Source organism: Psychrobacter muriicola 2pS (genome assembly GCF_904846535.1).
GTDB classification, from domain to species: Bacteria; Pseudomonadota; Gammaproteobacteria; order Pseudomonadales; family Moraxellaceae; genus Psychrobacter; species Psychrobacter aquimaris.
This window is the reverse complement of sequence record NZ_CAJHBC010000009.1, coordinates 59,591-72,566: the sequence shown is the minus strand read 5'-3', so window position 1 is coordinate 72,566 and position 12,976 is coordinate 59,591. Positions and strand designations below refer to the sequence as shown.

General features: G+C 44.0%; 11 protein-coding genes. 7 read left to right on the top strand and 4 right to left on the bottom strand.

What is annotated here, in order from left to right; all coding sequences use genetic code 11:
• Window positions 1–61 precede the first annotated feature (61 nt).
• Window positions 62–826: a tRNA (guanosine(37)-N1)-methyltransferase TrmD gene (trmD, locus tag JMX93_RS12185; protein ID WP_499204870.1), complete on the top strand. Its 765-nt coding sequence runs from the start codon at window positions 62–64 to the stop codon at window positions 824–826.
• A 190-nt stretch (window positions 827–1,016) separates the two neighbouring features.
• Window positions 1,017–1,409: a 50S ribosomal protein L19 gene (gene rplS, locus JMX93_RS12180; RefSeq protein ID WP_193011420.1), complete on the top strand. Its 393-nt coding sequence runs from the start codon at window positions 1,017–1,019 to the stop codon at window positions 1,407–1,409.
• A gap of 206 nt (window positions 1,410–1,615) precedes the next feature.
• On the opposite strand, the gene JMX93_RS12175 is transcribed toward rplS, so the two are convergent.
• The gene (locus JMX93_RS12175; RefSeq protein WP_443215501.1) at window positions 1,616–2,173 is read right to left on the bottom strand and encodes a DUF4442 domain-containing protein; all 558 of its coding nucleotides are present in this window, start codon (window positions 2,171–2,173) and stop codon (window positions 1,616–1,618) included.
• A 517-nt stretch (window positions 2,174–2,690) separates the two neighbouring features.
• Here JMX93_RS12175 and JMX93_RS12170 point away from each other — a divergent pair.
• Both JMX93_RS12170 and uvrC read left to right on the top strand, forming a co-directional pair.
• The gene (locus JMX93_RS12170; RefSeq protein ID WP_496191756.1) at window positions 2,691–4,217 is read left to right on the top strand and encodes a DUF3360 family protein; all 1,527 of its coding nucleotides are present in this window, start codon (window positions 2,691–2,693) and stop codon (window positions 4,215–4,217) included.
• Window positions 4,218–4,383: 166 nt separating this feature from the next.
• Window positions 4,384–6,228: an excinuclease ABC subunit UvrC gene (gene uvrC / locus JMX93_RS12165; RefSeq protein ID WP_499204869.1), complete on the top strand. Its 1,845-nt coding sequence runs from the start codon at window positions 4,384–4,386 to the stop codon at window positions 6,226–6,228.
• Between the two features lie 112 nt (window positions 6,229–6,340).
• Here the strand turns inward: uvrC and JMX93_RS12160 are convergent, their stop codons facing one another.
• The 3 genes from JMX93_RS12160 to lgt form a co-directional block, all read right to left on the bottom strand.
• Window positions 6,341–6,916, bottom strand: coding sequence for a dihydrofolate reductase (locus tag JMX93_RS12160; protein ID WP_499204868.1), 576 nt, complete (start codon window positions 6,914–6,916; stop codon window positions 6,341–6,343).
• Window positions 6,917–6,992: 76 nt separating this feature from the next.
• Window positions 6,993–7,883 carry a thymidylate synthase gene (locus JMX93_RS12155; RefSeq protein ID WP_499204867.1) on the bottom strand — a complete coding sequence of 297 codons (891 nt, stop codon included), beginning with the start codon at window positions 7,881–7,883 and terminating at the stop codon, window positions 6,993–6,995.
• A 74-nt stretch (window positions 7,884–7,957) separates the two neighbouring features.
• Entirely contained in the window at window positions 7,958–8,842 is an 885-nt protein-coding gene (lgt, locus tag JMX93_RS12150) for a prolipoprotein diacylglyceryl transferase (protein WP_499204866.1), read from the bottom strand.
• A gap of 277 nt (window positions 8,843–9,119) precedes the next feature.
• Between lgt and JMX93_RS12145 the strand changes: the two genes are divergently transcribed.
• The 3 genes from JMX93_RS12145 to JMX93_RS12135 all read left to right on the top strand — a co-directional run bounded on the left by JMX93_RS12145 (window position 9,120) and on the right by JMX93_RS12135 (window position 12,943).
• The gene (locus JMX93_RS12145; protein WP_499204865.1) at window positions 9,120–10,757 is read left to right on the top strand and encodes a DUF4139 domain-containing protein; all 1,638 of its coding nucleotides are present in this window, start codon (window positions 9,120–9,122) and stop codon (window positions 10,755–10,757) included.
• A 90-nt stretch (window positions 10,758–10,847) separates the two neighbouring features.
• Entirely contained in the window at window positions 10,848–11,669 is an 822-nt protein-coding gene (locus tag JMX93_RS12140) for an NRDE family protein (RefSeq protein ID WP_499204864.1), read from the top strand.
• Between the two features lie 179 nt (window positions 11,670–11,848).
• Complete coding sequence (locus JMX93_RS12135; RefSeq protein ID WP_198332639.1) at window positions 11,849–12,943, top strand: NAD(P)-dependent alcohol dehydrogenase; 1,095 nt, start codon at window positions 11,849–11,851, stop codon at window positions 12,941–12,943.
• Window positions 12,944–12,976: the final 33 nt, after the last annotated feature.

Here is a 12,976-nt window from a genome sequence, read left to right as displayed (position 1 = left end):
GTCGTTGATAGTCATACCGATTTATTTAACCATTATTAGCCATTGTGCAAGTAGACATCAGATGTATTTTGCCGTTATTAGTATTTTTCCTGAGATGTTTGCCACGATTCGTGAGTTTGGAATCACGGGTCGAGCAGTCACTCAGAAACAAGTGACGATTGAATGCATTAATCCGCGTGATTTTACCAGTGATAATTATCGCCGTATTGATGAACGTCCGTATGGTGGCGGTCCTGGCATGGTGATGATGGCTGAGCCATTATCCCAAGCGATTGAGGATGCGCGCCTGCGAGCGAGTCAGCACGGCTGCCGTGTCGACAAAGCGCACTGTCCGGTGATTTATATGTCGCCACAAGGACAGACGCTGAGTGAAAGTAGTGTGGTCGATATGACTGAGTATGACGGCATGATTATATTATGTGGTCGTTACGAAGGCATTGATGAGCGCTTACTGTCGCAATATGTCGACATGGAAATATCGCTTGGTGATTACGTACTTACCGGTGGTGAGCTACCAGCAATGGTGCTGATGGATAGTGTGATACGTCGTTTGCCTGATATTATGGGTGATGACAAGTCAGCTGAGCAAGACTCGTTCGTCGATGGCTTGCTTGATTGTCCACACTATACCAAGCCGCATGAGTTTGCGGGTATGGCAGTTCCTGAGGTGTTATTATCAGGTCACCATGCCAATATCGCCAAGTGGCGCTTTAGTCAGCAAGTCAGTCGTACGCAAACGCGTCGTCCAGACTTATGGCAAGCGTTCACGCCAACGATAGAGCAGGCAAAGTGGCTAAAGGCACTGGCAAAAGCCGATAAGAAATAACCTTGATAGCGATTAAAAAGGTAAACAGTTAAGCAACAGAATTTTGAGCAATAATAAAACGAGTCATCGCATAGTGGCCGTTGGTTATAACCCATTTACGTTGTGTCTCACTATAAAGAGATACGATTAATTATTACAAACAGGTGATATGCGTTAAGCCTCTATTATCTAATGTGAGGAGATAACTCTCATGAGCAACAAGCATCCATTGGTTCAGGTCATCGAAAACGCTCAATTGCTTGAGCGCCCAAGCTTTGCACCCGGCGATACCGTTGTGGTTCAAGTAAAAGTACGTGAAGGTGAGCGTGAGCGTTTACAGGCTTTTGAAGGCGTTGTAATTGCTAAGCGTAACCGCGGTCTAAACTCAGCGTTTACCGTACGTAAAATCTCAAGCGGTGTTGGCGTTGAGCGTGCATTCCAATTGCATTCACCAATTATCGATAGCATTGAAGTGAAACGTCGTGGTGCTGTTCGCCGTGCGAAACTATACTACTTACGTGAGCGCTCTGGTAAATCAGCACGTATCCGCGAAAAGCTTGCTCCGCGTGCAGCTGCTCCAAAGAAAACTGTCGCTAAAGCATAAGTTTAAGCATATGCTTAAACTTGCCACGTCACTTGTTAAGTGGTTTGGTAGTCAAGCAAAAGTAGATACAAGCCCTTATTCATAGGTTTATCATATAAATAAGCGGGCCATACCAAAAAAGACAGAACCCCAATCTATGCGAATGCTAGATTGGGGTTTTTGTATGTAGGATTTATAAAAATTATACTCAGTCACTTAACTGGTAACTAAGCATCGGGCGTATCCATACGATTGCTCTGATTTTTTGATTTACTGTGTTTGCGCAAGCGGATATAGAGCGTCTTAGTGACAGTGGCGATAACTTTTTGTTGATCATCAACGATATCTGCTTGGTATTCTCGAAATACTGGCTTACCTTCTTTCGCTAACTCCTGAATCGTGGTGATTTCATTGCTAGGAATTTTTAGGCGCGCAGTGACTTTACTATGACCAGGTGCAACAAATTCAATATGCGAGCTTTTGTCCCAGACCACGTAACTGCTACCCAATTGATGCATTAGCATTATCATATAAAATGGGTCCACCATCGAGTACAAGCTGCCACCAAATTGAGTACCCACGATATTTTTGTTCAGCGTATTTAGCCCCATACTTACCACGCACAAACCTTGATCGAGATTGAGATGATCGATTTTGATACCAGCACCCACATACGGTGCATAAGTGTTGATACGCAGCTTAAGTAGGTGCGGTGTCAATAATGGCATGATGCTTTGCTTGGCTCTGCGTTTTAGCGTCTCAAAATTGGTGGGTAGTAAGCTCATAAATTCGTCCTGTTGCTTCTTCTAGATTTTTTTAGTGATACCGTTTGAGTTAAATTTTTTAGTGTACTTCTATCAAAGAGCAGTCATTAAAGGGCATTTATCATAAGTAAAAAATATCAAAACCGCTAGGCTTAAAGCGTAACTGACATGGATTTTCTATAGTTACTTAAAAGTTATAATAAACTATTTATTATAACTATCTTTGATATTTAGTTATGTGATAACAAATATCTAGATACAGATAATTATTAAGAAAAAGGTCATTTATTCTAATTTAAAGTTTATATTAAGTGTGTTTTTTCCTCATGGTTTTCTATTAAGTTCAATTTTGCATTAAATGGAAACTTTAATTTATATATTATAATAGTGTATGGACTTTTTGAGTGATTCTAAGTTCGCATTTCGAGTTCTCATGTCATACAATGGCTTGCAATTTTTAATGACCGCTTTGTTTTACATAGGGTCTAACCAATATATTGTCAGTCAACCAACGCCTCAGTCGACATAAGGAAATGTGATGAGTAACACTCAGATCCCTTCTTCAGGGTCTAATCAGCAGTCATCAAATCCATCCAATTACGACAGCGAACCATCAGGTAGCTACCTTGATTTGCACAAACCAAGCGCAAGCTTTGACAGTCGTGACGCTTATCTAAATCATGAATTACAAATCATGCAGCCAAAACGCTGGCGTCCTAACCTACCATTTCGTGATTACCGTTTTGAGTACGAAGATACTATTCCAGCGATGGCCGCGACCATCGGTAAAGTCGTTATGGTGGGTGCTATTGCGGCGACCTTTGCAGGGCCACTCGGTTTGGGTGATGCGTTTATTTTAGAAAACGTCCGTTATGAGTTATTGATTGTTTCGTTTTTTGTCATTTTATTCTCAGGCTTTTTGCTACCGACCGCCAACCTTGCGGGTACTCATGGCCCACTAATCCCGCTCATTCCTATCGTTGTTGCTGCTGGTGGTCACCCGATGGCCTTTGGTCTGCTCATCGGTGCCTTTGGATTATTATTGGCAATTAGTAAAGGGGGCAGTTTACTGGCCAATTTAACCAGTAAAGGCGTGTGCGGTGGCCTCTTGATTTACTTAGGGTTTATCGGTACCACTTCACAGGTCAAAAACCTCTTTGCTTGGGCAGAAGGAATTGGCATGTCGCACATTGCCTTTTTTATTATTTTGGCAACCATTCTGCTATATGCATTGCTTGAGCATTGGCAGAAACGCTGGCTTGCGGTTCCGCTCAGCTGCGTGTTAGGCGGTGGTCTCGCCTTTGCATTGGGCGCACCTTTTGCGTTCAAAACGGCACCAGGTCTACCGCATATGAATCCAATGTATTGGTGGGGTGAGAACACAGGTTGGATGTTAGGGCTACCGACGATTGAAAGCTTCATTGTGGTATTGCCGTTTGCTATTTTGGCCGTGGCAATGTGGTCACCAGATTTCTTAGGTCATCAGGTATTCCAAAAAATCAGCTATCCCAAGCGTACTGAAAAAGTGCTCATGGACATCGATGATACGATGACTAGCGCTTCATTTCGTCAGGTAGTTGGCTCCGTATTGGGCGGTGCCAATTTTGCGTCATCTTGGGGTACTTATATTGTTCCTGCGGCGATTGCTAAACGTCCGATTCCTGCTGGTGCTTTATTGACGGCCTTATTTTGTATTATCGCAGGTGTTTGGGGCTATCCAATGGATTTGGCTATCTGGCAACCAGTAATGTGCGTGGCATTGATCGTTGGGGTGTTTATACCACTATTAGAGGCTGGCATGGAGATGACGCGCGAAGGTAAAACCACGCAGTCTGCTGCTATTGTGGTGTTTGCATCTGCGTTGGTGAACCCAGCCTTTGGTTGGTCACTCACGCTATTGCTTGATAATTTGGGTCTAATTGGCTCAAAAGAGCGCAGTGCTAATTTGACTAAAATGAGCCGCTGGATCATACCTGGTATTATGTTTGTGGTACTGACTGGCGTGATGGCTATTGTTGGTATGTTGCCAGGTATTCCAGCATTGATGGCAAACTTCCGTCATTAATAGTACGCTGTGCATCTCTAAAAAGTCAGCCTCGGTGCTGGCTTTTTTGTATGCTATTAAATAGTTGTTATTAAGTAGCTATCGTTAAACCTATAATATGCTTGCAAAATGCCCAATATCGCCCCATAAATAGCTGTATATCAGTATCTTGAGAGCAATAAATTCTATGGTCAATGTCTCAGAAGCGACTCCTATCGATGACAAGAAAGCCCGTCTTAAGCATTTAATTCAGCGCCTGCCAAATTTGCCTGGGGTATATAAAATGCTGGGTAAAAATGGTGATATCTTATATGTCGGTAAGGCTAAATCACTTAAAAGCCGTGTGAACAGCTACTTTGCTAAAACCATTGACCATCCAAAGACACGAGCATTGGTCGCGCGGATTCATAATATTGAAACCATTATTACCCGTAGTGAGACCGAAGCATTATTGCTCGAGCAAAATCTGATTAAAGAGTACCGCCCGCCTTATAACGTGCTATTGCGTGATGACAAATCTTACCTTTATGTGTTTATTTCAGCGGACAAACCTTATCCAAGATTGGCTTATGGGCGTGGTAAAGGCAATCACCAAAAAGGTCGGTTCTTTGGGCCTTTTCCTTCCGCTCATGCGGCTAAAGAGACATTAGTTTTGATGCAAAAAATGTTTCAAATGCGCCAATGTACCAATACCTTTTTTAAGCAACGTAAGCGTCCTTGTCTTGAGTATCAGATTAAGCGCTGCCGTGCGCCTTGCGTGGGCTTGGTATCGCCAGAAGAATATGCAGAAGACGTCAACAATACCATTCGTTTCCTAAAAGGTGACTCTAGCGACATTCACAGCGCTTTGATTGAAAAGATGGAAGCTTCTGCTGAAGAATTAGACTTTGAAAAAGCGGTATTTTATCGTGATCAGTTGTCTATGCTACGTGAAGTACAAGCCAAGCAAGCTGTTTATACCGTACAAGGTGAGGCGGATGTGATTGCTATTGCTAGTCAGGCAGGCATGACCTGTGTAAACGTCCTGACCGTACGTGGTGGTCGTGTATTGGGTGGTAAAAACTACTTCCCTGATGTTGATAGCAGTGAACCACTCGCTGATAATTTATCTGCCTTTATTACTTCTTTTTATTTTCAGGTAACTGATGATTTACCCGCAGAAATTATCTTAAGTCATGAGCTACCTGATCAGGTGGCAGTGAGTGAGGCGTTGGCGACCCATTTCGGTAGTAAGGTCGTCATCAAAACCAATGTACGTGAACATCGTGCAGAGTGGCTAGATTTAGCCAAACTCAATACCAATAATGCATTAAAAACCAAGCTGGGTGATTATTTAGAGTTGCACGCGCGTTTTGGTGCCTTGAAGGATGTGTTGGCAGATGTTACTGAGCGCACCATTGATCGGATTGAGTGTTTTGATATATCTCATACGATGGGTGAGGCGACTATTGGGAGTTGTGTGGTATTTGACCAAGGTGGCTCGCGTCGGCGTGATTATCGTCAGTATGCCATTCATGACATTGTCGGTGGTGATGATTATGCCGCAATGAAACAAGTACTGACACGCCGTTATAAGAAGCAGCCGTTGCCTGATTTGTTGCTGATTGATGGCGGTAAAGGGCAGCTTGGTATTGCCAAAGAAGTATTGACCGAGCTAGGTATTCTTGGTGATACCTTGCTGATTAGCGTGGCAAAAGGCGAGGGGCGTAAGGCTGGGCTTGAAGTGTTGCACTTTATCGATCATGAGCCGTTAGATTTACCGATGGATAGCAAGGCGCTGCATTTACTGATGCATATTCGCGATGAGGCACATCGTTTTGCCATCACTGCCCACCGTAAAAAGCGTGACAAGCGTCGTTCTTCATCAGTGTTAGAGGTTATCCCTGGATTGGGTGAAAAGCGCCGCCGTGATTTACTCAATCATTTTGGCGGCATGCAGCAATTGCTTGGCGCATCGCAGCAGGAATTGGCAGGCGTGCAGGGGATTGGACCAGTACTCGCAAAAACAGTTTATAAAGTATTGCATGAATAATTTAGGCAATGTTCGCCAAATTTAGGTTTCTGATAATAACGTTTGAAAATAAAAAGAGGCTGTCTTAGAGTTATCTAGGACAGCCTCTTTTTAGGTTCTGTTTGAAACTGCACTACTGTTCATCAGTTTTTCTTCTATAAGTCACAAATTTAAAATCTAGCGCGCTTTTTTCATCGTGCATTTGCTCAGATTCTTCTGCGATTGCAAACTCATTTGGCAATTCAGGATAAAACGCATCACCATCAGTGATTTCAGTATCGACGTGAGTCAGCTCAATACGGTCGGTATACATCAAGGCGTCGCTAAAGACGCGCTCGCCACCAATCACCCAAATCGTATCAAGATGCGCACCATGTGCCAGACTTGCTGCTTGCGTTAATGCATCATCTAAATTATGCACCACATGAGCATTGCTTTTGCCGACCAAACCTTTTTGTTCGGCATAATCTAGCTGGCTGCTGATGATGAAGCTCACACGTTTTGGCAAAGGCTTGCTGCCCATGGATTCAAAGGTCTTACGACCCATAATGACGATACCTTGAATCGCACCATCATTTTGTTTGGTTGTCATGCTTTTAAAATGCTGCAAATCTGCTGAGATATGCCACGGCAGCTCATTATCTTTGCCGATACAGCGGTTGCTACTGATAGCTGCGATTTGGGCAACTTCGGTGTGGGCATAACTCATAACGTATCCTTTTTATTGTCTTTAACATGCTACTTGCATTTGCTGCATTTATTTAAAACTCTCAATCAGACAAACGCTAGACCGCAACCTTTGCCTTAATCGCAGGATGCGACTCGTAACCATCAACGCTAATGTCTTCGTATTTGAAAGCAAAAATATCATTCACATCAGGGTTGAGCGTCAGCGTTGGCAGCGTATATAGCGACCGCGTCAACTGTAATTCAACTTGCTCGCGGTGGTTTTGATAGATATGACAATCACCACCCGTCCAGATAAATTCGCCCACTTCTAATCCGCATACTTGAGCGACCATATGGGTAAGCAAAGCATAACTGGCAATGTTAAATGGCACACCTAAAAATAAATCTGCTGAACGCTGATAGAGCTGGCACGACAGTTTATTGTCTGCCACAAAGAACTGAAATAGAGTATGGCAAGGCGGCAGCGCAACTTGATCTGCTTCACCGGGATTCCAGCCAGATACAATCAAACGTCTTGAATTAGGATTGGTCTTTATTTGCTCAATGACTTGGGTGATTTGATCGACACCATCATTATTGTAGCTTCCATCTTCACGCTGGCTTGCGCCATAATTGCGCCATTGATGACCATAGACAGGCCCTAAATCACCAGCAGGGCGATTAAAGCGCGCTGTCTGTTCAGCCGTTGACCACTCATTCCAAATGCGTACGCCATTGGCTTGCAGATAATCAACATGTGTACTGCCACTTAAAAACCAAAATAGCTCATAAATGATAGATTTAAAGTGGACTTTTTTGGTGGTTAATAAGGGAAAACCATCAGCTAAATTAAAACGTAGCTGCGCGCCAAAGTGGCTCAGCGTACCAGTGCCAGTACGATCGCCTTTTTCAGTGCCTTCAGTGAGGACAAGACGCAGCAAATCTAGATAGGCTTGCTCGTTTTTACTCTGCTTGTTGTTACTAATAATGGAGTTGCTCATGGTCATAAAATTGCTCTTCTACGCTATTAAAACGCATAGTTATATTGTTTTTTAACAGGCTACTTGATGTGAATTAGTGCTTAATAAGCCGACTGCTTACCCCAATCGTAGATGCCGCGCTTGTAAGCGTAACCAATCAAGAACAGGCCAATAATAATCATTGGCGCACTTAACATCTGTCCTTTGGTCATCCAACCTAACAATATGAATCCTTGGTCAACGTCTGGCTGACGGAAGAACTCAATGATAAAGCGGCTAAAGCCATAACCCAACATAAAGACACCAGTCACTGCCATACGTGGACGGGGTTTTGATGAGTACCACCAAAGGAATAAAAACAATAGCAAACCTTCAGCAAAGGCTTCGTACAGTTGTGACGGGTGACGGGGCAATAAGTACTGACCATTGACCTCAGTCATAACATCTTGCAGCGCAGGGTTGGTTTGTAGTTGCTGCATATCAAAGCTAGCTGCCTGAGGGAAATATGTGAGCCAGTTATAGCCGCCGTCAGAAACACGGCCCCATAACTCACCATTGATGTAATTACCGATACGACCAAACAGCAAACCCGTTGGTACACAAGGGACGATAAAATCAAGCACTTGAAACGGTGTCTTTTTATATTTGCGAGCAAAATACAGCATCCCCAGCATGACACCAATCAAGCCGCCATGGAATGACATACCGCCTTCCCAGACTTTGAACAGGTAGGTAGGGTTTTGTAGCAGCTCGCTAAATTGATAGAACAACACATAGCCGACACGGCCGCCTAAAATAACGCCAAGTGCTCCAAAGAATACTAAGTCCGAGACCATATCTGTCGTCCAGCCCTCACGCTTGGTGCTGCGATACCAAGCCAAACCGTAAGCTGCGGCAAATGCCAGCAGATACATCAGGCCATACCAATGGACTTCGACAGGCCCAAGTGCCAAGGCGACAGGATCGTACTGAGGATGAATCATCATAAGGGTGTCATAATATTGGTAATAAGATGTCGCTCATAATAGCAAAAATAGCCAGTTAGGCATACCAAATTACGGTGAGGCTAATCTCACGGTAACAACTTATCTGCTACGGGTAACATCTAGAAAGAAAGCCAGAAAACCGCTAAGATATAAAAAAATTTCTGAAGATAAGTATCACAAGAAATATTGCGTCGTTTTATTTTATGAAGCGTTAGATAATGTGGGCTTGCGCTAATGCACTGTATTAATGGATTAACCGTATTTTTAAGGAATGATTATGCAAGCTAAGTTATCAAAAGTGGCAATATTACCTAAGTTTTTATCCTCTAAAAAAGAGTTGACGCCGCTGAGTTTATTTAGCTTCGTGGCTTTAGGTTTGACACCTGCTCAGGCAGCGAACAGTAATATTGAGCAAGTGACCGTTTATCAGGGCTTAGCAAGCGTAACTCGTGCGTTACCAATCAATGGTAGCGGTGAGCAGACGCTGATTTTTTCTTGTCTGTCCCCTTATATCGATAAAGACAGTGTGAGCGTACAAGCAGCAAATGGCGTCAATGTTGGTGAAGTCAGTATCGAGACTTTAAGCGATGAGCAAGCAGCGCAATGTCAGTATCAAGGTGAGGACAGAGTGCAGACACAGCAGGAAAGTTTAGCGGTCATTAATGCTGAGTTAGAAGCGGCACGCTTAGCAAAAGCTTACTTGCAAAATCTAACCAAGGTTACGCAAATCAGTACAGATGGCACGCTTGCCAATAATGCACGAGATTTGGAAACGCAAGCGGTCAGTATCAATAAGCGGATACTAGAAATTCAGCAGCGCCAAGCCCGTGCGCAAGATGCGCTCAACCAGCTAATGGTGGGCAGTGCGACTTCCACTCAAAATGGTGTGACTCAAGTGAGTGTACGCACTGCCAGTCGAGTCCCAAGTAGTGTGAAACTGCACTATCAAGTACGCGGCGCGGGCTGGGAGCCGACGTATCAAGCAAGGCTGAGTACTGAAACCAAGCAATTGAATATAATTGCCTCTGCAGTTATTGCCCAGCAGACAGGAGAAAACTGGCTCAATGTTCCTTTGATGCTAAGCTCTGTCAATCCCAATCAAACCACCACCAGCCAATTACCCCATGTAGAGCGTTTGTCATTATATGAAGAAGAACAAGCTAAGTTAAGCCGTTATGCGCCGCCTATGATGGAAGCGGCTCCAGTGGTTATTGTTTCGGCAAGGGACAGCTATGGCGATGCATCGACACCCAACATGGCACCGTTGCCAAGCTTTACCGTGAGCAGTCAGAATAAAAACGGTATTACTGAATACCGCTTGCCGCAGCGTATTAGTATTCCAAGCGATGGCAGGCGTGTAAGGACGGTCATTGATGAGCAGTCGGGCAGCAGCAAGCTATGGATTCGTAGTACACCGAGTGTGGAGACAGCTGGCTATTGGTATGCATCCGCACCATTCTTGACACCAGCTTGGGTAGATGGTTCGCTACAGTTATACCGTGATGATAATTATGTCGGGCAAGCACGTTATAGTTACCAAGCGCTCAAAGAGCAAGGTATCGGCTTTGGTATTGATTCTAATACCATCGTAAAGCAGATAGCGGATGAAGATAAGCAGGGTGATAAAGGCGCGTTTAATCGCACGCAAACCTTGACTAAAACACAAGCTTATCAATTTACCAATCAGCACAACCGATCTATGCGTTTACAAGTATTAGGCAGTGAGCCGATTAGCCGCGACGATAGTCTTAAAGTGACCATAACGCATACACCGCCAGTGACTGAGCGTAACTGGAATGACAATCAAGGCATGGTCGCGTGGGAGTTTGATTTACCAAGTAAACAGTCACAGGTGATACGCTCAACGTCTCAAATCAGTTACCCTGCCAATAAAGTATTGAGTGGTGATCGATAAATGATACTTGCTCAGAAAATCAGTTTTAAGTGATGATTTTTATTTTTACCAAAAATCTCGCGCCCAACAAACGATTATAAAAGGAATGCTATGTGTATCGTCGCCATTGCTTGGCAATTATTTGACGAGCTGCCATTGGTATTATTGTCCAATCGTGATGAGTTTTTACAACGTCCGACAGAGCCATTGCAACAGTGGACTGATCAACCGATCTATGCGGGACGTGATAGGCAAAGTGGTGGTACGTGGCTTGGTATTCACCAAGAGCAGCGTTTGAATATTGATGAGCAAAACGGACGTTGGGCTGCGGTATTGAATTTTCGCGATGGTGTGCAGGCAGGTTCTGACGAACGTTCGCGCGGTGAGCTGGTAACGCATTTTTTGACCAGTGAGCTGAGTCCGATGGCATTTGCACGGCAGATTGATTTGCAATCCTATGCAGGTTTCAACCTTATCGTTGGTGATGCGACCCAAGCCGTTATCGTCAATAATCGCGGTCATGCTCCCATGCCACTATATGCAGGTTTACATGTCATCTCCAATGGACAACCTGAGGACAGTTGGTTTAAAACTGACAAGCTACGGGGTAGACTACGCCAAGAAGTGCTGCCATTGATTGCAGAAAACAGCTCTTTTGAATACTGGCAACATGCTGCTTTTGCTGTGCTATCAGACAACATGCAAGCACCGGTAGACAAACTGCCAGATACTGGCATGTCCACTGAGATTGAGCAAACATTGTCTTCTATTTATATCGAGCCTGTCGCTTTTGGTCATAGCGACAACAGTGCTCCCACTTATGGGACACGCACTCAAAGTATCTTAACCTTACGCAAAAATGAGAGTCAGCCTTTAGAACTTATTGCTCAAATTATAAGCCGAGAATCTCTACATTCAGTACCTAGTAAGTAAAAATTACTGCTTATATTCAGTCATATTTGCTCTTAATTTCAGGCGAACCTACAAGTAAGTTTTAAAACCATAAAGTAGCTGTGGTTTTTGCTTTAAAGTGTCACATTTATGGCTTACACTCATTGAGTAGGGTATCAAACCCTATTGTGTCCAATAAGGGTTAAAACAAGGAGTGTGAAATGAGCATGATGAAATCACTGATATTTGTTGAGCCAGGTAAGATTGAAATTACTGAGAAGAAAATACCCGATGTTGGGCCCAATGATGCTTTAATAAAAATCACGACAACGACCATTTGCGGTACCGATATCCATATCTTTAAAGGTGAGTATCCTGTTGCTAAAGGACTGACTATTGGTCATGAGCCAGTGGGCACTATTGAAAAGCTCGGTAGTGCAGTGATGGGTTATGAAGAAGGTCAGCGAGTCATTGCTGGCGCGATTTGCCCAAGTTTTACCTCTTACGCCAGCCAAGATGGTTTCCCTTCCCAAGACGGAGGATACATTGGGCCAGATGGCACCTGTGCTTGTCATGGCTATAAGGCGACTGGCGGTTGGCGCTTTGGAAACATCATTGATGGCACACAAGCCGAATACGTGTTGGTACCCGATGCTCAGGCCAACCTAGCACCTGTACCCGATGGCTTGAGCGATGAGCAAGTGCTGATGTGCCCAGACATTATGTCAACAGGCTTTAAAGGTGCTGAAAATGCCAATATTAAGATCGGTGATATCGTTGCGATATTTGCGCAAGGACCAATTGGCTTGTGTGCGACCGCTGGCGCAAAACTCAGAGGCGCATCAACGATTATCGCTATCGATGGTAATAATGAACGCTTAGCCATGGCTAAAAAACTGGGGGCAGATATTACCCTCAACTTTAACGAAGTGGATGTCATTGACGAGATTATGAAAATCACTGGTGGCCGCGGTGTTGATAGTAGTATTGAGGCGCTGGGTCTACAATCTACGTTTGAGCAATGTCTCAAAGTATTAAAACCAGGCGGTACACTCTCAAGCCTTGGCGTATATTCTGAAGATTTAAAAATACCGATGGCACACTTTGCGGCTGGTCTTGGTGATCACACGATCCGCACCGCCTTGTGCCCAGGTGGTAAAGAGCGTATGCGTCGTCTATTGAATGTGGTTGAGTCAGGTCGTGTCGATCTATCAGACATGGTCACGCATACTTACGCGCTAGACGACATCGTAGACGCCTATGACTTATTTATGCATCAACGTGATGGTGTCCTAAAAATTGCCATTAAACCCTAGTTTTGCTCATTGTTAATACAAAAAAGCCTGTAT